This is a genomic window from Clostridia bacterium (assembly GCA_035628995.1).
Taxonomy (GTDB): domain Bacteria; phylum Bacillota; class Clostridia; order Lutisporales; family Lutisporaceae; genus BRH-c25.
This window is the reverse complement of the sequence record DASPIR010000033.1, coordinates 95,863-120,349: the sequence shown is the minus strand read 5'-3', so window position 1 is coordinate 120,349 and position 24,487 is coordinate 95,863. Positions and strand designations below refer to the sequence as shown.

At 41.9% G+C, this 24,487-nt stretch carries 20 protein-coding genes and 1 other annotated feature; of the genes, 19 read left to right on the top strand and 1 reads right to left on the bottom strand.

The features are described 5' to 3' along the window. Positions 1 to 109: 109 nt before the first annotated feature. The 15 genes from VEB00_14885 (at position 110) to VEB00_14815 (ending at position 14,958) form a co-directional block, all read left to right on the top strand. The gene (locus VEB00_14885; protein HYF84303.1) at positions 110 to 895 is read left to right on the top strand and encodes an undecaprenyl-diphosphate phosphatase; all 786 of its coding nucleotides are present in this window, start codon (positions 110 to 112) and stop codon (positions 893 to 895) included. Positions 896 to 1,076: 181 nt separating this feature from the next. Further along, positions 1,077 to 1,895, top strand: a complete 819-nt coding sequence (gene cdaA, locus VEB00_14880; protein HYF84302.1) for a diadenylate cyclase CdaA — start codon at positions 1,077 to 1,079, stop codon at positions 1,893 to 1,895. Beyond that, the gene (locus tag VEB00_14875) at positions 1,888 to 3,102 is read left to right on the top strand and encodes a CdaR family protein (protein HYF84301.1); all 1,215 of its coding nucleotides are present in this window, start codon (positions 1,888 to 1,890) and stop codon (positions 3,100 to 3,102) included. The genes cdaA and VEB00_14875 overlap by 8 nt, the downstream gene beginning before the upstream one ends. 25 nt (positions 3,103 to 3,127) lie before the next feature. Further along, positions 3,128 to 4,759: a hypothetical protein gene (locus tag VEB00_14870; GenBank protein HYF84300.1), complete on the top strand. Its 1,632-nt coding sequence runs from the start codon at positions 3,128 to 3,130 to the stop codon at positions 4,757 to 4,759. A 117-nt stretch (positions 4,760 to 4,876) separates the two neighbouring features. Beyond that, on the top strand, positions 4,877 to 6,592 hold the full coding sequence (locus tag VEB00_14865) for a sigma-54-dependent Fis family transcriptional regulator (protein ID HYF84299.1): 1,716 nt from the start codon (positions 4,877 to 4,879) through the stop codon (positions 6,590 to 6,592). 184 nt (positions 6,593 to 6,776) lie between these two features. After that, entirely contained in the window at positions 6,777 to 7,712 is a 936-nt protein-coding gene (locus VEB00_14860; protein HYF84298.1) for a hypothetical protein, read from the top strand. Positions 7,713 to 8,090: 378 nt separating this feature from the next. Next, a complete protein-coding gene (gene buk / locus VEB00_14855) occupies positions 8,091 to 9,173 on the top strand; it encodes a butyrate kinase (protein HYF84297.1) in 1,083 nt (360 codons plus the stop codon). Then, positions 9,174 to 10,073 carry a phosphate butyryltransferase gene (gene ptb, locus VEB00_14850; GenBank protein HYF84296.1) on the top strand — a complete coding sequence of 300 codons (900 nt, stop codon included), beginning with the start codon at positions 9,174 to 9,176 and terminating at the stop codon, positions 10,071 to 10,073. 31 nt (positions 10,074 to 10,104) lie between these two features. Beyond that, positions 10,105 to 11,181: a butyrate kinase gene (gene buk, locus VEB00_14845; protein ID HYF84295.1), complete on the top strand. Its 1,077-nt coding sequence runs from the start codon at positions 10,105 to 10,107 to the stop codon at positions 11,179 to 11,181. Positions 11,182 to 11,194: 13 nt separating this feature from the next. Then, entirely contained in the window at positions 11,195 to 11,869 is a 675-nt protein-coding gene (locus VEB00_14840) for an ATP-binding protein (protein HYF84294.1), read from the top strand. 26 nt (positions 11,870 to 11,895) lie between these two features. Next, positions 11,896 to 12,102 (top strand): 4Fe-4S dicluster domain-containing protein, encoded by a 207-nt coding sequence (locus VEB00_14835; GenBank protein HYF84293.1) that lies wholly within the window; start codon positions 11,896 to 11,898, stop codon positions 12,100 to 12,102. Positions 12,103 to 12,122: 20 nt separating this feature from the next. After that, a complete protein-coding gene (locus tag VEB00_14830) occupies positions 12,123 to 13,193 on the top strand; it encodes a 3-methyl-2-oxobutanoate dehydrogenase subunit VorB (GenBank protein HYF84292.1) in 1,071 nt (356 codons plus the stop codon). Beyond that, positions 13,193 to 13,939, top strand: a complete 747-nt coding sequence (locus VEB00_14825; protein ID HYF84291.1) for a thiamine pyrophosphate-dependent enzyme — start codon at positions 13,193 to 13,195, stop codon at positions 13,937 to 13,939. Before VEB00_14830 ends, VEB00_14825 begins: the two co-directional genes overlap by 1 nt. Then, positions 13,939 to 14,475 carry a 2-oxoacid:acceptor oxidoreductase family protein gene (locus VEB00_14820; protein HYF84290.1) on the top strand — a complete coding sequence of 179 codons (537 nt, stop codon included), beginning with the start codon at positions 13,939 to 13,941 and terminating at the stop codon, positions 14,473 to 14,475. The genes VEB00_14825 and VEB00_14820 overlap by 1 nt, the downstream gene beginning before the upstream one ends. 144 nt (positions 14,476 to 14,619) lie before the next feature. Beyond that, complete coding sequence (locus VEB00_14815) at positions 14,620 to 14,958, top strand: hydrogenase/urease maturation nickel metallochaperone HypA (protein HYF84289.1); 339 nt, start codon at positions 14,620 to 14,622, stop codon at positions 14,956 to 14,958. A gap of 31 nt (positions 14,959 to 14,989) precedes the next feature. Here VEB00_14815 and VEB00_14810 read toward each other — a convergent pair whose 3' ends face one another. Then, complete coding sequence (locus VEB00_14810; protein HYF84288.1) at positions 14,990 to 15,673, bottom strand: TerC family protein; 684 nt, start codon at positions 15,671 to 15,673, stop codon at positions 14,990 to 14,992. A gap of 558 nt (positions 15,674 to 16,231) precedes the next feature. Further along, positions 16,232 to 16,471: a binding site (T-box leader), on the top strand. A gap of 234 nt (positions 16,472 to 16,705) precedes the next feature. Here VEB00_14810 and argS point away from each other — a divergent pair. The 4 genes from argS to glmS all read left to right on the top strand — a co-directional run bounded on the left by argS (position 16,706) and on the right by glmS (position 24,047). Further along, positions 16,706 to 18,397 (top strand): arginine--tRNA ligase, encoded by a 1,692-nt coding sequence (gene argS, locus VEB00_14805; GenBank protein HYF84287.1) that lies wholly within the window; start codon positions 16,706 to 16,708, stop codon positions 18,395 to 18,397. A gap of 120 nt (positions 18,398 to 18,517) precedes the next feature. Then, complete coding sequence (locus VEB00_14800) at positions 18,518 to 20,158, top strand: glycosyl hydrolase (GenBank protein ID HYF84286.1); 1,641 nt, start codon at positions 18,518 to 18,520, stop codon at positions 20,156 to 20,158. Positions 20,159 to 20,309: 151 nt separating this feature from the next. Then, positions 20,310 to 21,659, top strand: a complete 1,350-nt coding sequence (glmM, locus tag VEB00_14795) for a phosphoglucosamine mutase (GenBank protein ID HYF84285.1) — start codon at positions 20,310 to 20,312, stop codon at positions 21,657 to 21,659. A 558-nt stretch (positions 21,660 to 22,217) separates the two neighbouring features. Continuing rightward, positions 22,218 to 24,047: a glutamine--fructose-6-phosphate transaminase (isomerizing) gene (gene glmS / locus VEB00_14790; GenBank protein ID HYF84284.1), complete on the top strand. Its 1,830-nt coding sequence runs from the start codon at positions 22,218 to 22,220 to the stop codon at positions 24,045 to 24,047. The last annotated feature ends 440 nt before the right edge of the window (positions 24,048 to 24,487 follow it).

The window sequence follows — 24,487 nt, the reverse complement described above, 5'->3', positions numbered from 1 at the left end:
AATTATATTGGGTATGGTGCAAATTCAATAACATTAAGGAAACTTTTTGTGAAATCTGAATAATTAATAAAAGGATATTTCACAAAACGAACTATTGGGAGGTTTAATAATGAACACTATTCAAGCAATAATACTGGGACTTATTCAGGGACTTACGGAGTTTCTGCCTATAAGCAGCTCAGGACATCTGGTGCTGTTTCAAAAGATATTCGGAATAACTGAGCCTACACTGATATTTGATACCATGGTGCATGTAGGAACACTTGCGGCTGTAGTTACGGTGCTATGGAAAGAAATATTCTCCCTTCTTAAAAAACCCTTTCAAAAGCTTACATGGCTGTTGGTTGCTGGTACTATACCGACAGGAATCATAGCAATAATGTTTAGGGATTCCTTCGAAGCAATGTACAAGAGCGGCAGCACCTTAGGCTTTGAGTTCCTGGCGACCGGTGTAATTATTCTTTTTGCTGAAAGGCTGAGCACAGGAAGAAAGAATATAAAGGAGACATCATATCTTGATGCCGCTTTTATCGGGGTTATGCAAGGGGCTGCAATCATGCCTGCTATTTCAAGGTCGGGACTTACTATCTCGGGTGCGCTGCTTAGGGGTCTGGACAGGGAGTTTGCTGCTAAGTTTTCCTTTCTGCTCTCAATCCCTGCTATATTAGGAGCTGCGGTATTTCAGGTAAAGGACATTTTCGAGGCGGGAGGCGGCAGCATCATCACAACGCCAATGGTTGCAGGGACTATAGCAGCGGCGGCGGCAGGCTATTTCTCTATAAGATTTATGATTGTTCTGCTGAAAAAGGGCAGTATGAGGTATTTTTCTTATTATGTGTTTGCGGTTGGAACACTGGTAATAATTGATCAATATATCACACATCTGTTCTTTTAGGGATTGGTTCGGGTTTCGAGGAATCAGAAAGGCTTCGAAGCCCTGCAGAAACCTATTGCCCATTGCCTATAGCCTATTGCCGGAATTTTTAAAAATGATACATATTTGTAATATTAAAACAACGGGAAATTAATATATAATTGAAGTATGAAAAAAATTGCAATATGAGAGGTGCATAGACGTGGAGGAACTTAGGGAGCTGCTTCCGTATCTCAAAATGTGGAATACATATGTAGATATTGGAATAATCGCCGTTATTATTTATAAAATAATGAACTTAATAAAAGAAACAAGGGCAGAGCAGCTGATTAAGGGTATCGCCATGCTTATAATTGCAACCAAGCTCAGTGAGGTCCTTGGCTTCCATGCTGTATACTGGCTGCTGAAAAACGCAATGACAGTGGGAGTTATTGCAATACTGATAATCTTCCAACCAGAGCTAAGACGTGCACTTGAGCACCTTGGGAGGGGCAAGTTCTTCGTGAAGGGGGAGCTGCTTGACCAAGAAATTGATAAGATGCTGGATGAAATTAATATTGCAGTCACACACCTTTCAAAGAATAAAATCGGGGCCATCATAGTATTAGAGCAGGAAACTGGTTTAAATGAGTATATAGAGACGGGCACCAAGCTTGATTCCATAGTTACAAATGAACTATTGGTGAACCTGTTCGTTCCCAACACTCCTCTCCATGATGGTGCTGTGATAATTAGAAGGAATAGAATTACTGCTGCAGGGTGCTTCCTGCCCCTTACCCAGAGCCAGAACCTGAGCAAGGAGCTCGGTACCAGGCACAGGGCTGCAATAGGTATAACCGAGATATCCGACTCCTTGGTAATAATCGTATCTGAGGAGACTGGTGTCATATCCTTCGCCAAAATGGGAAGACTGTCAAGGTATCTGGATACCAAGTCCATGAAGGAAATAATCAAGAACAGCTATAAGATCAAGGAAAGCAAGCAGCCCGTATGGATGAAGTGGGGTGCCAAAAATGAATGATAGATTTTTAAACAAGGATATTACTATACGGATATTTTCAGTTATGCTGGCGTTGCTGCTCTGGTTCTATGTTATAACAGAGCAGAATCCTGAAATTACAAAGGATATAACAATTCCGGTCAGGCTTATTAACACTGTATTCCTTGAGAAGAGCAACATGATGCTGGCTAACGACCCTAACAGCTTTAAACTTACTCTTAGATTAAAAGGCAAGAATAATGAGTTGGATAAGCTTAACGAGACCACTGTTGACGCTGTTGCTGATTTAGAAGGTCATAGGCTTAAGGGTGATAACTTTGTAAAAATAAATATCAATGGCATACCTGAGGATGTGAATATCCTGATGAAATCAGCGGATAGCCTTAAGGTAGTGCTCGAACCCAAAGTAAGCGTTCAGAAAAGCGTACACGTTAATATAATGGGGAATCCATCCCACGGCTTGGCGGCTATGACCCCTATGATAGCACCAAATGATGTTGTCATAACCGGGGCAGAATCCCAAATCAACAAAATAAATACCGTAAGGGTTGATGTGGATATTGCCAGTGTTAATGCGGAAGTAAAGAAGATACTGCCTGTGAGGGCTCTGGATGAAAACGGGAAGGATATACAAAATATCACTATAGAACCCGGCAATATAGAAGTAAGCATTCCTATAGAGAATACGAAGCGTGTCGGCTTGCAAATGGATTTGTCAGGACAGCCGGCTGCTGGATATGTAATAAGCAATATGTCAGTATCTCCTGCGGAGATACTTGTTACCGGAAAGCAGCAGATCCTTGAAGGTATAAATTCTATAAAAACTGAGAAAATTGATATTACTGATGGAACAGCAGATGTATCGAGGGAAGTAAAGCTGGTAATGCCTGATGGTGTTGAACTTGTGAATGCCAGTGAAAAGATGAGCATATTCATCAATATAGAGAAGGTAATAACAAGTGATATGACTATCGGCAGCATCGAATATGTGAATCTTGCAGAGGGCTTGGAGGTTGGAAGCATACAAAACGGTATGGTGGTTAGCTTGAGAGGTGCAGAGGGCTTATTGATTGATGCCACGAATACCATCAAATTCTATGTTGACCTGAAGCATGCCAATGAGGGCACCAATGTCCTGAATATATTGTGGGAAGTGCCCCAAGGGGTTGAGGTTATGGGAGTATCACCGCAGCAGACTGAGGTGGTGTTGAAAAAGAGCGGTACATAGTTCGAAACATTTTGGAGATGATTAAGTGCGTTTTGAGATAAATAACTTGAAGCAGCCTGTTAAAGAGATAACCAATAATAGTGATATCGAGACGGTTAGATTTCTTGCCGCCGGGAAGCTCAAGGTAAGTGAAAAGGAAATATCCGGTATCAGAATATTAAAAAGATCTGTAGATGCAAGAGATAAGAGGGATGTACTGCTGATATACTCCGCAGAGATTGAGACAGTGGGGAATATGAGTATTTCCAAGTATCGTCAGATAAAGGATGCTGTAATAATAGATGAAGAAGCCAGCCAGGCTGATATTGAAGCTGAGGTTCAGTATGGCAGCGGGAAAATAAATAACAGGCCTATAATTATAGGCAGTGGACCGGCAGGATTGTTTGCCGGTTTAATTTTAGCAAAACATGGGTACAGACCGCTGATTCTCGAAAGAGGTTGTGATGTTGATAAAAGGGCTGAGGCAATTGATTCCTTTTTTAAACTCGGCGCTTTTGATAAGAACTCCAACATACAGTTTGGAGAAGGAGGAGCGGGTACCTTTTCGGATGGAAAGCTCACGACAAGAATAAAGGATAGAAGAATCGGCATGGTGCTTGATGCTTTTGTAGGAGGAGGGGCTCCAGAAGAGATACTATATCTCGGCAGGCCCCACATAGGGACTGACATTTTAAAGACTGTCATAAAAAATATAAGGAACAGAATAATTGAGCTTGGAGGAGAAGTAAGGTTTTCCTCCAAGGTTACTGATATTTTAGTTGACAATGGTGCAGCAAAGGCTGTAGTTGTAAACGGCAGCGAAACTATTGAATCCAATGTAATAATAGCAGCACTGGGACATAGTGCAAGGGACACCTACGAAATGCTTTTCGGGAAAGGTGTAAGCATTGTACCGAAGCCCTTCTCCATAGGGGTAAGGATTGAACACGTGCAGAGCATGATAGATGAAGCGCAGTATGGCAGTTTTGCGGGGCACCCAAGACTTGGTGCTGCCGATTATCTGCTTACGACAAGGAGCAGAGTAACAGGGCGAGCAGCATACAGCTTCTGCATGTGCCCGGGAGGTCAGGTAGTGGCAGCTGCTTCAGAGCAGGGCATGCTTGTCACCAATGGCATGAGTGAGTATAAAAGGGATAAGGATAATGCCAATAGTGCACTGGTTGTTTCTGTAACTCCCGATGACTTTGGGAGCAGTCATCCCTTATCGGGGGTAGAGTATCAAAGAACATGGGAAAGCAAGGCTTATGAGCTGGGCGGCAGGAATTTTCATGCACCGGTACAGCTTGTGGGTGATTTTCTTCAAGGTAAGGCATCTCAGAGGCTGGGTGGAGTCAGACCAAGCTATGAGCCTGGGATAAAGCTCTGCGACTTGCATTTGTGTCTGCCTGATTATGTAACGCAGACAATGAAGGAAGCTCTCAGGGACTTTGACAGGAAGATAAAAGGTTTTGCTAGCAGGGACGTAATTCTTACAGGCGTTGAGACAAGGACTTCTGCACCCATAAGGATAGTCAGAAAGGAAAACATGGAAAGCGAGACAGTAAAAAATTTCTATCCGATAGGCGAGGGGGCAGGCTACGCAGGGGGAATCATGAGCGCAGCAGTGGATGGCATGAAGGCAGCCGAAAGGATAATTGAAACTTTTAAGCCGGTATAAAACTGGTGCGAGGTGCGAGGTGCGAGGTACGAGGATTTGAGCGATGCTCCGAAGAGCAACCCAAGCCCACGAACCACGAACCGCGAACCTCGAACCTGACGTAAGGAAGGTTGTTTTATGGAAAGGGATATAGAACTAATATTGGACTCTACTCATGATGCTATGATTGGCGTCAATACTGAGGGTATAATAACGCTTTTCAACAAAGCCGCCGAAAGGCTCACTGAGATACCTTCAGAAGATGCTATAGGAAAGTATGTGGCTGATGTAATAATTGATACAAGGCTGCCATTCATACTGGAGACGGGTAAATCGGAGCTGAATCAACAGCAAAACCTGGGCAGCATCAAAATTATAACCAACAGGATGCCTGTAAAAGATAAGCAGGGGAAAATAATAGGAGCTATTGCGGTATTCAGGGATATCACCGAAGTTATAGAGCTGGCGGAGGAAATAACAAACCTTAAGGAAATGCAGAGTATGCTGGCGGCAATATTCAATGCCACTCAGGATGCAATATCGGTTGTGGATCAGAAGGGGTTGGGCGTAATGATAAACCCTGCCTATACAAGAATTACCGGATTGTCGGAAAAGGATGTGATAGGCAAGCCGGCTACTGTTGATATTGCCGAAGGAGAAAGCCTTCACATGCAGGTAATTAAAACCAAAAATCCTATTAAAGGCGCCCTTCTGAAGGTGGGACCTACGCATAAGGAAGTGCTGGTTAATGCTGCACCCATAATAGTGGATGGGGAGCTAAGGGGCAGTGTGGGTGTAATACATGATTTATCGGAAATAACCAAGCTTTCCAACGAATTGAAGAATGCTAAGGATATCATTAGAAGCCTGGAAGCCAAGTATACCTTCGAGGACATCATAGGGAAGGATGCGCTGCTTTTGGCTGCTGTAGATAAAGCCAGGAAGGCTGCGGAAATCCCTATAACTGTGCTTTTAAGAGGTGAAAGTGGTACAGGTAAGGAAATATTCGCTCATTCAATACATAACGCGAGTGAGAGAAAATATAGAAAATTCGTAAGGGTTAACTGTTCCGCGATCCCAGAGACACTTCTTGAATCGGAGCTGTTCGGGTACGAAGAAGGGGCTTTTACCGGGGCTAAAAAAGGCGGAAGAAAAGGTCTTTTCGAGGAAGCTAACGGAGGAACTATCTTCCTGGACGAGATAGGGGAGATTCCTCAGGGAACACAGTCAAAACTGCTCAGGGTGCTGCAGGAAAAAGAGTTCGTAAGGGTTGGCGGGACTAAATCAATAAACATAGATGTCAGGGTAATTGCCGCAACTAACGTAGATCTTGAAGCAGCCATTGACAGCGGCAGGTTCAGGGCGGACTTGTATTACAGGCTGAATGTGCTTCCGATAAATATTCCCCCATTAAGGATGCGAAAAGGCGATATTTATGACCTGTCCATATTTTTTATAAAGAAATTTAACCAGCTTTACGGGCGCAATGTTCAGGACATATCACACCAAGCTGTTGAGGAGCTTAAAGCCTACAACTGGCCGGGGAACGTAAGAGAGCTGGATAATTTCATAGGACGTGCAATCATAAACATGAAGATAAACGACTCAGTGATACTGGAGACGCACCTGTCTCAGTTTGAAAGGCTTGTGAAGGTCGGAGGCATGCCTGTTGACAATAGTGAGAGTTACGAGGACATATCCATGACTCTGGATGATATCGTGGAGAAGTCGGAGAAACGCTATATAGTTCAGGTTATGAAGGAGTGTGCCAATAATAAGACCAAGGCAGCGAAGCTCTTGGATATATCCTTGAGGAGTCTTTACTATAAGCTGGAGAAATACGGATTGGAATAAAAAAATTCTGCACATAAAATGTGCAGAATTTTTCTTTTTTCGGAAGAATTTCCAGAAAAATTACGTCTAATGTTGGGTATAAAAACTATGGAAATATTTGGACTAAAATGATAAAATAGTAAAGTGAGGTGTATTAACGAAATAAAGTTCTAATGACATCATTATGAATCAGGGGTGATTTAGATTGTTTAACTTGGGGAAAAGAGCTTTGATTTTAGGGTTGGTATGCATTGTCACCGTGTCGTTTACAAGCTGTAGTATACTTGGAGGGAATGCCTACAGAAAACAAAGCGTAACGGCTGTTTCAGCAAGTAAAATCGGCGGCTCTGGCGAAGCAAGCCAGGGAAGGGTAGTAAGCTGGTCGCCTGAGGGCAATATTAAGCTGCAGTTGGGAGCGGATAATAACCTTTATATATTTGATGAAAAGGGTGAAAGGATAATATATAGGAATTATGAAAAGGACAATGAGCTGTTTAAACACCCATATTCCTTATGGTCCTTTGATTTTTTCAGAATCCAGTGGAGTGATGACGGGCAGTACGCATATATTATTGACAGCATTTATGATGTAGCAAATGATAGGCTGATTCCGCTGAAGGACTGTCTTATATTTTCATGGGCAGGAAATAAGGGAGTATACCTCTCAGGAGGGAAGGTTGTAGAGGGTAAGTTTTGGGACAATGGTTTTTATGGTTTTTATGCATCAAAATGCATGAAAGTCTTTGAAAGTGGAAAAGTAGAAACGATGAAAGAGTGCAGTGACGACAGGTATTATGTAGTGGCAGAAAGCAGCTGGGATGAAACTGAGAAAACGCTTTTCAAATGTCTGGGTCCTGCAGTGGAAGTAAAAACTGCAAAGTTCAAATTTGGTGAGGAAGAGATGTACGATAAGCTGATTAAAGCTTATCAGGAGCTTCGAGAGGATGAAAAGGCCTGGGAGCTTCTGAACAGCGAATATCTGGAGGCGGATTCAAGACATAGGGCTTTGGATGACTTCGAGATATTAAGGTCCCGATATCCTGTGAGGCTTCTAGATGAGAATTTTTACGGAAACCATCTGAACTGGGATTTTGATATGAATTATTATCTTGTAGATATTAAAACTGAAAAGTTAGGATAAGAAGAAAACCATGCAAAACATTGCACATGTACAGTTATTTTGCAATATTTTGCATGCATATTTATTCAAATAAATCTTATGTTAATAGATTCCTTTGATAAATCATACAAGTATATAAATATTTCAAAAATGTTTGTAAGTGTTATAAAGAATTTTTAGCCTGTTATCCTTGTTTACACGGGATATACAGGTTTCTGTTTTTTTTGACAAAGTTTGTGGCACATTATTTGCATAAGTATATAACTATTATGGCATTTCTTAAGGTCATGGTTACTAGTTACGAGTTACGAGTATTTTGTTAATCCTTCGAAGCCATTTCCCATACCGCGAAACGCGAAACGCGCAACAAAAAGAATTTGAATAAGGAGCAGTGAGACAGTGGCAAGAGAGTATATATTAGCAATCAATCCTGGATCTACTTCGACAAAAGTAGCAATTTTCAGAGGTGAGAAGAATCTATTCCAAAAAAACCTAAGCCATTCTGCAGAGGAAGTAGCCAGATTTGCAAAGGTCACTGACCAGTTTGAGTATAGGGAAAAGATGATACTGGACTGGATTAAGGAAGTAGGCATATCTACCGAAAGCCTGTCCGCAGTGGTTGGCAGAGGCGGACTATTAAAACCAATGCCGGGTGGGAGCTATAAGGTAACTGATGCAATGATAGAAGACCTGCGAATAGGTATTCAAGGTGAACATGCCTCGAACCTTGGAGGGATAATAGCCAAAGGAATAGCTGATCCGGAAGGCATTCCTGCTCTTATAGTCGATCCTGTCGCTTCTGATGAATTCGACGATATTGCTCGAATATCAGGCCTGCCGGAAGTTCCGAGAAGATCTTTGGTGCATGCCTTAAACATTAAGGCTGTCGGCAGAAAAGCTGCAAAAGATATGGGAAAAGGGCTTGCTGACTTTAATTTCATAATTGCCCATCTCGGAGGGGGCATATCAATTGCACCTCTTAGAAAGGGACAAATAATCGATGTAAGTGGTGCTGACGATGGAGGTCCATTCTCACCTGAAAGAACAGGAGGGCTTCCGGTAGGAGACCTGATCAAAATGTGCTATTCAGGAAAGTTCACACAAGCAGAGATGAGGAAGAAAATTCTAGGTAAATCGGGATTTGTCGGTTACTTAGGAACAAATGATGCAAGAGATGTAATAAAAATGATTGAAGCTGGAGACAAGAATGCAGAGTTGATATATGATGCAATGACATATCAGATTGCCAAGGAGATTGGTTCAATGGCAGCTGTGCTAAAGGGAGATGTTGATGCAATCCTTCTTACCGGAGGGCTTGCATACTCGGAATTTTTATGTGAGAGAATAGCTAAGAGAGTTGGATTCATAGCGCCAGTGAAGGTATATGCCGGAGAAGATGAGATGCAGGCATTGGCCGAAGGTGCTTTAAGGGTGCTTGCGGGTGAAGAGCAAGCGAAGATATATGAAGATGAGGTGAAGTAAATGGTTAGAACCTTTAATGAGATTCTAAGGGCTGCCAAGGATAAGGGACCCAAAATAATTGCTGTTGCAGTAGCTCAGGATATCGAGGTCTTATCCGCAGTCAATGGTGCCAAAGATTTGGGTATTGCAAATGCAATATTAGTTGGTGATAAGGATGAAATATCAAAAGCGGCAAAAGAATGCGGCGTGGATATAAACAAATTTGACATAATTGACATCAAGGAAAAGGATGAAGCGTGCAGAAAAGCGGTTGAGCTTGTCTCGACAGGAAAAGCACACATTGTAATGAAGGGGCTCGTTGATACCTCAGTGATATTGAAAGCAGTTTTGGATGAGAAGATAGGCCTAAGGACAGGAAACGTGCTTTCACATGTTGCGGTATTTGATGTATCTGGTTATGACAGACTTTTCTATGTCACAGATGCAGCTATGAATATAGCTCCGAACGTACTTCAAAAGAAGCAGATAATTGAGAATGCTGTACAAGTGGCCAATGCACTGGGGAATGATAATCCTAAGGTTGCATTGCTGGCAGCAGTGGAAAAGGTAAACCCCAAGATGCAGGCAACTCTAGATGCAGCAGAGCTAGTGAAAATGAATGAATCAGGAGAACTTACAGGCTGTACACTGGGAGGGCCTTTCGCTTTGGACAATGCAGTCTCAGTAGAGGCCTCCAAGCATAAGGGGATAATCCATCCGGTTGCAGGCTATGCAGATATTTTGCTGGTTCCGGATATTGAGGCAGGCAATATTCTGTATAAATCAATGGTTTTCCTTGCAAGAGCCAAGAATGCAGGGGTAATAGTAGGAGCTAAGGCTCCAGTGGTATTGACCTCTCGTGCCGATTCTGACGAGGCTAAGTTGAATTCAATTGCTATAGCAGCACTTATGGCAAGATGAACTCACAACATAAATTTTAAGGAGGATAGTTATGCAGGAGACATATAGATTGCTTATTATTAATCCAGGCTCTACTTCTACCAAGATTGCTATTTTTGATAACGAGAAGCCTGTGTTGGAGCAGACCCTTAGACATTCAAACGAGGAACTTGCTCCTTATGCCACGGTAATAGACCAGTTTGAGTTCAGAAAGAATGTCATACTGGAAACCTTAAATACCAATGGCATAAATATTACAAAACTAAGTGCCGTGGTAGGCAGAGGCGGGCTTTTGAGGCCTATGGAAGGCGGAACATATAGAGTAAATAATAAAATGCTTGAGGATCTTAAGGGCACAGTCATGGGGCAGCATGCTTCAAACCTTGGAGGAATAATAGCCAACGAGATAGCTTCACAGTTGGGAATACCGGCCTTTATAGTTGATCCGGTCGTAGTTGATGAAATGGATGAAATTGCAAGATTCTCTGGTATGCCGGAAATAAAAAGAATATGTATATGGCATGCATTGAACCAGAAAGCAGTTGCAAGAAGAGCAGCAGCTGACTTGGGAAAGAAGTATGAAGAAATAAACCTCATAATTGCACATTTGGGTGGAGGTATTTCGGTAGGAGCCCATAAAAATGGCAGAACAATTGATGTAAACAACGCTCTTAACGGTGAAGGTCCCTTCTCTCCTGAAAGAACTGGGAGCTTGCCTGTCAGTAATCTCGTGAAGCTCTGTTATTCGGGCAAGTATACAATAGAAGAAATGAACAAGAAGATAGCCGGCAAGGGCGGTTTAGTTGCATATCTTGGAACTAACGACGGCAGGGAAGTTGAAAAAATGATACAAGCCGGCGACAAGAATGCAGAGCTCATATACAAGGCAATGGCATACCAGGTTGCCAAGGAGATAGGAGCCTGTGCAACAGTGCTTCAGGGTAAGGTGAATGCAATATGTCTGACAGGCGGTCTTGCATATGACAAGCTTCTTGTTGGTTGGATAAAAGAAATGGTAGAGTTCATAGGGGATGTAAGGGTATATCCCGGAGAAGACGAAATGATAGCTCTTGCTGAGGGCGGATTGAGGGTTCTTCGTAAAGAAGAAGCAGCAAAGGAATATAAATAAAGGATCTGATCATATGTTCAATGAAAAAAGAATCAGGATAATCACAGGTCATTACGGAAGCGGAAAGACAGAGTTCGCAGTCAACTATACCTTTGGTCTTGCAGCTACAGGCAAAAAAACTTCAATAGTAGACCTGGACATAGTAAACCCATACTTCCGCTCCAGAGAAATAGAACCACAGTTTAATGAAAAGGGAGTACGAGTAATATCCTCCTCACTAAAAGGCTTGTCTGGAGACGTGCCTGCCCTTTCACCGGAAATATACTCTGTTCTGCAGGACACCTCCTATGAGGTCGTATTGGATGTAGGCGGAGATAAGGCGGGAGCAAGGGCATTGGGAAGATATCATGAGTATTTTGACAAGGAGCCTTATGATATGCTCTTTGTGCTTAATGCCAACAGGCATCAGACCAATACTGTTGATGGAGCAGTAAGCTACCTAAGATCTATCGAGGAAAGTTCAAAGCAGAAGGTTACTGCATTGGTTAATAATACTCACCTCTGTGGCAATACCACAGTAGAGGAGATAATAAAAGGTCAAAGGCTTTGTGAAGATGTTTCCAAAGCTTTGGGACTTCCAATAAAATATGTGGTTGTTGAAAAAAAGTTTGTTGATATGCTGCCAAAAGGACTCCAGGGTGAGTTGTTCCCCATAGATATTTACATGAAGAAGCCTTGGGAGGACTAAATATAAATCTAGAAGGAGGTTAAGTAATGGGTAAGGTAACTTTTGATGAGAACAGATGCAAAGGTTGTGAACTTTGCACCACAGTATGTCCTGCTAAGATAGTTGTGATGGACAAGGATAGGATTAATGTCAAGGGCTATCATGTGGCTACCGTAAAGGAAATGGATAAATGTACAGGCTGTGCATCGTGCGCAAGAATATGTCCAGACGTTGTAATAAGAGTAGAGAGATAAAAAGGGAGGTATAAGCTTAAATGGCTAAGGAATTATGGAAGGGCAACGAAGCTATAGCTGAAGCTGCTATTAAGGCGGGCTGTAGATTTTTCTTCGGTTATCCTATTACACCACAGAATGAGATACCTGAATACATGGCAATGAAAATGCCTCAGATTGATGGCGGATGCTTCCTTCAGGCAGAGTCTGAAGTAGCAGCAATCAACATGGTTTATGGAGCAGCAGGCAGCGGTGCGAGAGTAATGACATCCTCATCAAGCCCAGGAATAAGCTTGAAGCAGGAAGGAATAACATATATTGCGGGCGCTGAGCTGCCTTGCGTAATAGTTAATATAGTAAGAGGAGGCCCAGGTCTAGGTGGGATACAACCTGCTCAGTCAGACTATTTCCAGGCTTGCAAGGGCGGTGGACATGGCGATTACAGATTGGTCGTACTGGCACCGGCATCTGTGCAGGAAGCAGTTGACTTGGTTCAGGAAGCTTTTGACATAGCGGATCAGTACAGGAATCCGGTAATGATTCTTGGAGATGGTATGATAGGGCAGATGATGGAACCGGTAGAATTTACTGAAGTAAAAAAGAGAAAACTACCTGGAAAGCCATGGGCCACAGTGGGTACAAAGGGAGAAAGAAGTGGCAACGTTATAAATTCACTGTTCATAGATCCAGCTGAATGTGAAAAGCACAACTTCAAGTTGTTTGAAAAATATAGCGAAATAGAAAAAAATGAAACAAAGGTAGAGACCTACAACATGGAAGGCGCAGAAATCGTTTTCGTTGCATATGGAACAACATCAAGAATAGTTAAGAATGCAATAAATGCACTTGCTAAAGATGGAATAAAGGCTGGAATAATAAGGCCTATAACACTCTGGCCATATCCTCAGAAAGCCATTGCGGAAGCAGCGGAGCAAGCCAGCGTAAAAGCCTTCCTGACTGTAGAGATGAGTATGGGACAGATGGTTGAAGATGTAAGGTTGGCTGTAAACGGAAAGAAACCTGTACATTTCTATGGAAGAACAGGCGGTATGATTCCGACTCCTAAGGCTATTGTTGAGGAAGCCAAGAAGATTCTAGGAGGTGCAAAATAATGGCAGTTGTATTTGAAAAAACTAAGGCACTGACTGACAAGCCTTTTCATTATTGTCCAGGCTGCACTCATGGTATAATACACAGACTTGTAGCAGAAGTGCTTGAAGAACTTAATCTTGTTGAAAAAACTATTGGTGTAGCTCCAGTAGGATGTGCTGTTTTCGCATATGATTATTTCAACTGTGATATGCAGGAAGCAGCTCACGGAAGAGCACCGGCTGCTGCAACAGGCATAAAGAGGGTAAACCCGAAAGCTGCAGTATTTACTTATCAGGGCGACGGGGACTTGGCATCAATAGGTGCCGCTGAGATAGTCCACGCAGCTATGAGAGGTGAAAAGATAACAACAATATTTGTAAACAATGCAATATACGGCATGACAGGCGGACAGATGGCTCCTACAACTCTTATAGGACAGAAAGCTACAACTGCACCTTACGGAAGAGTTGAAGACCATGCAGGACTTCCTTTGAGGGTAAGCGAAATGCTTGCAACTATTCCTAAGGCTGTATTTGTAGAAAGAGTTTCAGTACATGATGTAAAGCATATAATACAGGCGAAGAAGGCCATAAAGAAGGCTTTTCAGGCACAGATGGAAGGCAAGGGCTTCACACTTGTTGAAGTACTATCCACTTGCCCGACAAACTGGGGTAAGACTCCTGTGGAGTCATTGAAATGGCTTGAAGAAAATATGATACCATATTTTCCACTTGGAAACTTCAGAAATACTGAGGAGGTGAAATAATGACACATGAAATTATAATGGCAGGCTTTGGAGGACAAGGGGTTATGGCTATGGGCAAAATACTTGCCGAAGCAGCCCTAAAAGAAGGAAGGAATGTGTCATGGCTGCCCTCTTACGGTCCAGAAATGCGTGGCGGTACTGCAAACTGCAACGTAATTATATCTGAAGAACCGGTTGGAGCACCAATAGTCACTGAAGCAACAGCGGCTATAGTTATGAACAGACCTTCATTGGATAAGTTTGAAGGAGATGTAATTCCAGGCGGAGCGCTTCTAATTAACAGCTCTTTGATAGACCAGAAGGCTTCAAGAAATGATATCAAAGTTTACTATGTACCTGCAAATGATATAGCAAACGAAATGGGAGCAGGTAAAATAGCAAACATGGTTATGCTTGGAGCATATCTCGCTATCTCCAACGCTGCAAAAGAAGATACCATAATGGAGATAATTACTGAAATATTCAGTGGTAAGAAAGCCAGCGTAATTCCACTAAATAAGGAAGCACTTTTAAGAGGAGCTGCTTGCGTAAAATAATTTAATACTAGACCACCCCGAAAAAAAAGGCCTCCATCTTCCATCCTCCTTTCGGGGTGGTTTTTTTTACCTTTTTTTGTCCTAGATCCCAATGTACAAGCATATATTATAGCAAAGGTTTGTACAAAAGGGGGTAGGGCAGAAATGAGAGGGTTTCCTTTAACAGAGGCTTTTCTCAAGGTAATAGAGGATACAGCAAAGCAGAATGAGGCAAAAAGGATCAGCAAGATTTGGCTGGCAGCTGGGAAAGGGATGTTGTTCAAGGGGAACACTTCGGCTTATTTCGAGTATATTCTCAAAGGCACCGCAGCCAAGGATGCAGAGATATACATAAAGTATGGCCACATAGCTGGAAGGTGCCGATGCTGCGGGCTAGTTTTTGTTTACAAAGACGAAATGCCCTGTCCTGAATGCGGGGGAGCCTGTGACAGCATATCTTTAGAAAAAAGGTTTATCATAGATCGAATGGAAATAGAAAGATAAAAAAACAAGCCTGGCATCTGCCAGGCTTGTACTATTCATAAACTGCCGAAGTTTTCTTAACCACATAAATTCCGTATAGGAGAATAGCTGCTGCTGCCAGCCATGGGAAAATTATGCCGAAGAGATGCGGTATATGCGAGTATACGATGCTGTCTTCAAAAATCATCTTGAATGCCGTATGAGCAAGCACTGCTCCACCGATATAAATCGCTATCCTATACTTTTTCATTAGGTTTGATACATATTGGCTGCCGAAGAAAAGCACCGGTATGTTTAAAGCAATACCGAATACTATAAGCCATATATTGCCGTTTGCGGCTCCGGCTATGGCCAGTACGTTGTCCAAGCTCATGCTTACATCCGCTATTATAATTATTCCGACGGCTTCCCAGAATTTGCTGGCTTGTTTGACATTTGAACATTCTTCCTCGTCGTTGCAGGGTTTGATAAAATCCCAGGTAATCTTTACAAGCAGCAAGCCGCCGATAAGCTTAATCGGGATTGCACTGACTGTAAGTAATAAAGTCATAAAGCAGGCAAAAATGATTCTAAGACCTATTGCCCCGGAGATTCCGTAAATAGTTGCTTTTTTTGAGTATTCAGCCGGCAGGTTCTTGGTTGCCAGCGCGATTATCCCAATATTATCAGCGCACAGTGTCAAATCAAGTATTGTGATTTGTAATGCTCCAACTATTAGTGCAAGAATATTATCCAATATACTACCTCCATTCAAACTGTAACTTGTCCAAATATAATTGTAATTTAAAGATATATAATAGCGATGACCTATGGTAATACTAAAAATGCAATACAAGCTATATTTTACCATAATGGTTCTCCGGAGGATATCTGACTAAAGCTCGATAATAAGCGGAAAACCTCGAAATATAATTGTTCTTGCAGATTGTGGATATATAAACTGAATAAAGCGCCCGAATGCTTCACCGCAATTGCTTTTGCGCCCTTATACAGAATAAAGCATTGTATACATGTGAAAAGTTTAACGACTCTATACAGTTATAATGCTCCTGATTATAGGAGTAATTGGAAGCATAACCTGCACATATGCTCTTGGATATATGAAGAACTTCCCGGAATATGCTAAAGATTAATTCACCTATTGACTAATTACACATAATTGAATAAAATATACTATAACGAGTAGGGGCATATATTCCACAATAATTTGTAATGCCCCGTAAGCGAGTTTCATCAAAGGCTTCCTTGATTATAATAATGGTTCAATAGAAGCCATTGATATAAATATCAATATTGAATTTCTATGATCCGGAAAAGTAACGGAGCGTCATTATTCAAAGAGAGCCGGGGTTTGGTGAGAGCCTGGCAGTAATGACACCATGAAAAGAGCCGGGGAGATTCCGGTCAAAAGAGCTTTGCTTCCAGTAAACCGGACGTATGCCTGCGATAAAGGTTTGAGAGGGCTGTTGTTCATGGTGCATTGCACCGGGCAATTTGCCAATTAGAGTGGTAACACGGTAACTCCGTCTCTTTGTTGAGACGGGGTTTTTGTTTTTTTGGTTCGAGATACCAACAGTAGGGAACGACGCCCTCGTCGTTCCTCATTGTAGGGGCAAACAGTGTTCGCCCACTTCGAAGACATTCTCAAAGCACGAGCCACGTGGCACGTAGCACGAGGCAAAAAATAGGATACACTGTGACTATATCAAGCTACTTAAGTATGTAATATACAATTTTATATATAATAACAATAATCGGAGGGATATGTATGGATTTTAAAGTAGAAATAGCGAAAAAGATAAGTGAATTAGCTGGCATGGAGTTGGATAAAGTCATAGGTCTTATTGAAATTCCGCCGCAGGGAAACTTGGGAGATTATGCTTTTCCTTGCTTCCAGCTTGCCAAGGTTATGAGAAAGTCCCCGAATATGATTGCTGCTGAGCTTTCAGGAAAGGTACAGCCTGACAGCATAGTTGATAGGGCTGAAGCTGCCGGAGGCTATTTAAATTTTTTCGTTAACAAGACAGAATATATAAAGCAGTTGGTGGAAGAGGTACTTGAGAAGGGTGAAAAGTTTGGAAGCTCAAATGTTGGTGAAGGAAAGAATGTAATAGTGGAATTCTCTTCAGTCAATGTAGCAAAGCCCTTCCATGTAGGTCATCTGCTTAATACAATGTTGGGCAGTGCCCTTGAAAAGGTTTATAAGCACTCAGGTTACAACACCATAAGAATCAACCATCTCGGAGATTGGGGAACCCAGTTTGGCAAGCAGATATCTGCATATAAGAGGTGGGTGGATGAAGACGCCCTTGATAAGGAGCCAATAACTGAACTTTTCAGAATATATGTCAAGTTCCATGAAGAAGCTGAAAAGGATCCGGCTCTTGAAGATGAAGCCAGAGCATACTTTAAAAAGCTGGAGGACGGAGATCCTGAAGTAACTGAGCTGTGGCTGAAGTTTAAGGAATTAAGCCTTAGAGAATTCAAAGAATTATACAAAATGTTGAATGTCGAGTTTGATTCTTTTGCAGGAGAAAGCTTTTACAGTGACAAGATGGATGAGGTTGTCCAGATGCTTCGTGACAAAAAACTGCTAAAGGATAGCAACGGAGCAAAAATCGTTGATTTGGAGCAGTTCAATCTGCCTCCAATACTCATACTGAAGTCTGATGGAGCTACCATCTATGCTACAAGAGACTTGGCGGCTGCAATATATAGGAAGAGAACATATGACTTCTATAAGAACATATATGTGGTAGGAGGCACACAGTCACTGCATTTCAACCAGATCTTCAGTACTTTGGGACTGATGGGTTTTGAGTGGAACAAGGATTGTGTGCACATAGGCCATGGTCTTGTAAAGTTTGCAGATAAGAAGCTCTCGACACGAAAAGGTGATGTAGTCCTGGCAAAGGATGTAATTACTGAGGCTGTCCACAAGACTTTGGAAGTAATAGATCACAAAAACTCGAACTTGGAGAATAAGGAAGAAGTTGCAAGGATGGTCGGTATGGGAGCACTTCTTTATACCTTCCTGAAGAACAACAGGGAGAAGGATGTTGTGTTTACTTGGGAGGATGCGTTGAACTTTGACGGAGATTCCGGCCCATACGTCCAGTATACTTATGTGCGCGGCAGGAGTATATTGAGAAAGGCAGGAAATGTACCCTATACTGCTGATTTAAGTTATCTTTCCACCGAGGATGAGTTTGAACTGGTGAAGCTTTTAGGAGCTTTCAAGGATTCCGTTAAGGAAGCAACAGAGAGGTATGAGCCCTTTGTAGTTCTTCGAAATGTTACGGAGATTGCTAAAGCTTATAACAAGTTCTACAATTCACATCCGATATTAAATGCGGATGATAATGTAAAAAATGCAAGACTGCAGCTTACAAAAGCAGTAGGAATAGTAATAAAAACAGGCTTGGGCCTTGCAGGAATAGAAACTCCTGAAAACATGTAATCTGACATAAAAAAGCAAAGTATACCGCTCAGCTGGTATACTTTGCTTTTTTTATCCAGTATATATTCACGCCCTTACGTGGCACCATAAAATAAGAAAATATGGTGCCACTAAGGAGGATTGACTGATATCAAAAGCTCTTTTATAGTTGTTTTGATTGTAATAATTGTTTCTGTTATGAGTTTTGGCTGTGATAGTATTGTGAATGAAAAGAGCAGTAGCAATGAAGAAACCAGAATTGCAGCAGAGGGAGTATCGGCTGCAGAGGAAGTTGTAAATGAGGAAGAGAGCAAAAGGAAAGAGATAAGCTTTAAGGAGATTAAATGCCCTGAACTGGGGTTCCAGTTGAAGGTGCCCGAAACAATGGCAGTTGACAAGGATTATATGCCTGCCTTCATCAGAATAAGCAGTCCGGATATGGATATCAAGATTTCCAGGGAGCTTTCTCCCTATGAAGGTATAGATAGCTATTTTAATACATATTTATATAAATATATGCTTGACCCTGAGTATCGGAAAGCTAACAGCATAAGGCTCATAACCAATGAATATTGTACCATAAACGGCATCAAGAACAGAATATTGGTGTTCTCAAGAAGACCTGCAGCAGGAAGCAATGATTCGCAGAACGAGTATATGCATGCTCTTTACATCACAGGAGACAGGGAGTTCTACAGCTGCTTCATCAGATCCAGCTCGCTGAATGAGCAAAAAGAAGCTATACAGCAGGTGCTCAAATCCTTCAAAAAGATAGAACGCAGTGGGGAATTGAAATTCGATATTGCACTGAAGCCTGAGCTCCCTGATTGGAATGCTGAGACCAAGGCTTTCTATTATGCACTGCAGAATTCAGATTCTATAAAATGGGGAATATTTTATCCAAACTCCATAACAAAGGATTTTTCGAAAATTGAGGATATGGAAAAGAAGCTGGGATACAAATTTCCAATTACACTTCACTATATCTATCTTGGGCACCAATTCCCGATGGAGGGTATGAGGAATGCCTACCAGCGAGGTAAGACAGTGGAGCTTACAATGCAGGTTATGTGGAACATAAAGGCAGGGAACACCGATAATAAAATGAAGAATGTCAATTTTGATTTGATTGATGGTTTATATGACGGCTACCTTAGGAATTTTGCACAAGAGGCAAAAGCCTTCGGGCATCCATTCATATTCAGACTGAACAACGAAATGAACAGTACGTGGGTGAGATACAGCGGTATAGCGCTGCTATGCGACCCTGATGTCTATATAAAGGTTTGGAGGCATATATATGACATATTTGAGGAGGAAGGGGTTAGAAACGCCATATGGGTGTTTAATCCCAATGATGTGGATTATCCTCCTTTGAAATGGAATTCCCATGTCTCATACTATCCTGGGAACAAATATGTACAGATGATAGGTCTTACAGGCTACAATACCGGAACTTACTACAAGGGCCTTACCGGAGAAAGATGGAGAAGCTTTAACGAAATATATGACCCTTTGAATGAAAAGTACACCAGGTTTTATGGGCATTTTCCATGGATGATTACCGAGTTTGCCTGCAGCTCGGTAGGGGGAGACAAGGGAAAGTGGATCAATGATATGTTCAGCAGCATCAATAAGTATAAAAATATAAAAGCCGCAGTGTGGTGGAGTTATGCAGATTTTGACTATAGGAAGAATAAAAAAGGAACTCCGGCCAGACGTTATTGGCTGGATGAAAAGCCTGAATACCTGAAAGCCTTTAAAGAGGGTGTAAAAAGGTAGGGGCGGGGTTTCATGGTTGCGGGCAACACTGAACACACGAAATCCCACGGAATACACGGTGGAAATATGAAGTTTGAACAAAGGGTATGATTGTGATATTATAAATATACTAACGGAAAATAGCAAACTAAACATTGAAAGGGGTCTTACGATGGGTCGCTTGTTTGGAACTGACGGAGTAAGAGGGATTGCCAATAAGGAGCTGGACTCTACCCTGGCGTTCAACCTCGGAAGAATAGGCGCATATGTTTTGACAGAAGAAACCCACCACAAACCCAGGATTGCAGTAGGAAAAGATACCAGAGTATCTGGTGACATGCTTGAAGCTGCGCTTATCGCTGGTATTTGCTCAATGGGAGCAGAAGCTGTGGTTTTAGGGGTTCAGCCTACACCGGCAGTTGCTTATCTTACAAGGCATATGGGCTTGGATGCAGGGGTTGTGATTTCTGCTTCACACAACCCGTTTGAATATAACGGTATTAAGTTTTTTGACGGCAATGGATATAAGCTGTCGGATCAGCTGGAGGACAGGATAGAGAGCTTGCTTTTGAATCCTGATAACGGCATAGCAAATCCCACAGGGGCAGAAATTGGCAAGAAGATTGAGATAGACAATGCAGTGCATGGATATATTGATTTCCTCAAGAAGACAATAGATGTCAATCTGAGAGGACTCAAAATAGCAGTTGACTGCGCAAACGGAGCATCATACATAGCAGCTCCTTCGATACTTGCTGACCTTGGAGCTGAAATTGTGATTATAAACAACAAGCCGGATGGAAAGAACATAAATGTAAAATGTGGCTCGACACATCCTGACGAATTACAAAAGCTGGTGCTGGAATCCGGAGCTCATGTAGGCTTGGCTTTTGATGGGGATGCCGACAGGCTTATTGCGGTAGATAACAGGGGTCATATAGTTAACGGAGACCATATGCTTGCAATATTTGCGAAGCATTTTAAAGAAAAAGGCATATTGAAAAATGATACCATAGTTGGCACAGTTATGAGCAACATGGGCCTTGACATAGCAATGAAGCGTGAAAAGTGCGGCCTTGCCAAGACTAAGGTAGGGGACAGATATGTACTCGAAGAAATGATTACAAAAGGTTACAACATTGGCGGCGAGCAGTCAGGGCATATAATATTCCTTGACCATAACACAACCGGAGATGGACTTTTGACAGCACTTCAGCTGCTGGCTGTGACAAAAGAAACCGGCAAGAAGCTTTCAGACCTTGCAGCTATTGTAACAGAACTGCCTCAAGTACTGGTCAATGCAAAAGTAAAGAACGAGAACAAGGATAAGTACATGGAGGATACCGCCATTGCTGCCATGATAGCAGAGCTAGAGAACAAGCTTAAGGATAGGGGAAGAGTGCTTATAAGGCCATCAGGCACTGAACCGCTTGTAAGGGTTATGCTTGAAGGTGAGAACGAGGCAGAAATAAAGGAAGATGCTAAGGCTCTTGCTAAACTGATAGAAGGAAAAATGAATTAGACATAAAAAGTACCTGAATAAAGGTACTTTTTCTTTTTTCCAAAATAGAATGATATAAGAGAGGTCTTGCTCTATTTGACAGGATTTATCGAATGGTAGCATTTGAATTAACTTGCAAAATGTTTACAAAAATTATAAAATTATATAATAATAAGATTAGGGGGGTGAAAGGTAGAACAATAATATTTGAAAGGTGGTGAAAAGACTACAGATGTGGCATATGAAAACTTAATGAAGCGCCAGACTTGCATTGCAAGTTGACGAGGTCAGGGTTCATCGAAAATTCGGCGGGTGCCCTGCGTTGCGGCTTAACAGCGTTATAGATTTTACAAATCCTCAAGTGATTGATGGGACAAAGAAAATCTAATTGAGCCAAGGGTAAAGCTGAGAAAACTAACGGTTAGGACCTGTTAGTGTATTTTTTTGCCCAGAAATAGGTTAACATAAAAATAGATGCGAGGTTCGAGGAGTCAACCAGACCCAGTATAAATGCCAAATCTATGCACGAGCCACGTGGCACGTAGCGCGAAGCAATTAATCTGAGAGGAGAATTTATATATGTGTGGGATCGTAGGTTATATAGGAGATAAAAAAGCAATTCCTGTTTTGATAGAGGGTTTGCAGAAGCTTGAGTATAGAGGATATGACTCTGCCGGAGTGGCAGTTTATAATGATGGAAATATTGAGGTAAGAAAATATAAAGGCAGGCTCGCAGTACTTGAAGAGCATCTGAAGAAAGAGACCTTGGAAGGATGTCTGGGTATAGGACACACAAGGTGGGCTACCCATGGTGAGCCATCGGATGTGAATTCCCACCCGCATACCAACTGTTCCAATGATATTGCTGTAGTTCACAACGGTATAATAGAGAACTATATGAGCATAAAGAACATGCTTATAGAGAAGGGGTACACCTTTATATCCGAGACTGACACAGAGGTGCTTGCGCACTATCTGGACTTTTTCTATGAAGGTGATCTTATAGAAGCGGTAAAGAAGGTACTCGAAAAAATCAGAGGCTCCTATGCCTTTGCAGTAATGAGCAGAAAAGAGCCCGATAAAATAGTATGCGTAAGAAAAGAAAATCCTCTTATAGTAGGCATAGGCAACGGGGAAAACTTCATAGCCTCAGATATACCTGCTATACTGAATCATACAAGGAAGATATATCTGCTCAATGAAAATGAGCTTGCAGTAGTAGAAAAGGATAAGATAAGCTTCTATGACGAGAGCGGCAATGCAGTGAGCAAGGAAGTATTTGAAGTGAATTGGGATGTAGCATCAGCTGAAAAAGGCGGTTTCGAGCATTTCATGATAAAAGAGATACATGAACAGCCCAAGGCTATAAAGGACACTATGACCTCCAGAGTTCTGCATGACACTGCAAGCATAAAGCTGGACGATATAAAGCTTACAAAGGAACAGCTTCAGCAGTTCAATAAGATATATATGGTAGCCTGCGGGACAGCCTTCCATGCGTGCATGGTTGGCAAATATGTCATCGAAAAGCTTGCAAGGATTCCTGTAGAAGTAGAAATTGCATCGGAATTCAGATACAGAGACCCTATCGTAGATGATAAGACTCTGACTATAGTAGTGAGCCAATCGGGTGAAACCCTTGACACAATGGCTGCATTGAAGGAAGCTAAGAGAAAGGGTTCAAGGATACTGAGCATAGTCAACGTTGTAGGCAGCTCCATAGCCCGTGAATCCCATGATGTGTTCTACACCTGGGCAGGCCCTGAAATTGCAGTTGCATCCACAAAAGCATACACAACCCAGCTTATAGCTTTATATATAATAGCACTTTACATGGCTAAGCTCAAAGGGACTTTGAAGGATGAAGAGATTTCAGCAATCACACAAGAGATGGGAAAACTTCCTGAGCTTGTAGAGCAAGTTCTTAAGCATAAAGCAATCCTCCAGAAGTTTGCAACCCAAAATTCCAATGCCAAAGACGTATTCTACCTAGGCAGGGGAATAGACTACGCTGTAGCTCTTGAAGGCTCACTGAAGCTCAAGGAGATATCCTATATACACTCAGAAGCCTATGCTGCCGGAGAACTTAAGCATGGAACAATAGCCCTCATAGAAAAGGGCACAATAGTCCTTGCAGTTCTAACACAGGATGAGCTATACGAGAAGATGGTAAGCAACGTAAAAGAGGTCAAAGCCCGAGGCGCCTTCGTATTCGCAATAGCAAAGGAAGGCAACACCGAGGTTGAAAAGGTAGCGGATTATACCCTCTATATACCGAACGTGTCAGATATCCTGGCACCTGTGGTGGCAGTGACACCGTTGCAGCTTTTGGCATATTACATGGCAGTGGAGAAGGGCTGCGACGTTGATAAGCCGAGGAACTTGGCGAAGAGCGTTACTGTGGAGTAGACTGAGTAAATAAAATATAATATTAATGTTTCCGTACAATAAAGTCAGTAAACATACAATAAAGTTGGTATAGATACAATAAAGTTAGTAAAAAGAATCAAGTTAAGTTCACAACTTTAGTAGATTCAAAAGGTTGTGAACTGTATGATGTACTGAAAGTTTATATTTAGGTGGATGCCTGAGTATAAGCTTTTTGTTTTGTCTAAAAAACAATCATCCATAACAATTTCAATAAATGGAAGGAATTTACTTGAATGTATAGAATTATAATTAGTACATACAGTGACCAATCACGACATTATTCGTGATTGAAGATATAGACAAATAAAAGTTTTAGCTGTGGTAGACGAATTATAATAGTGTAACTAAAGTCTTTTAGAACAGCCACTAATGTCTATAATGGGAAGGTGCAGATGAATTTACCGATTATAGGGAATACC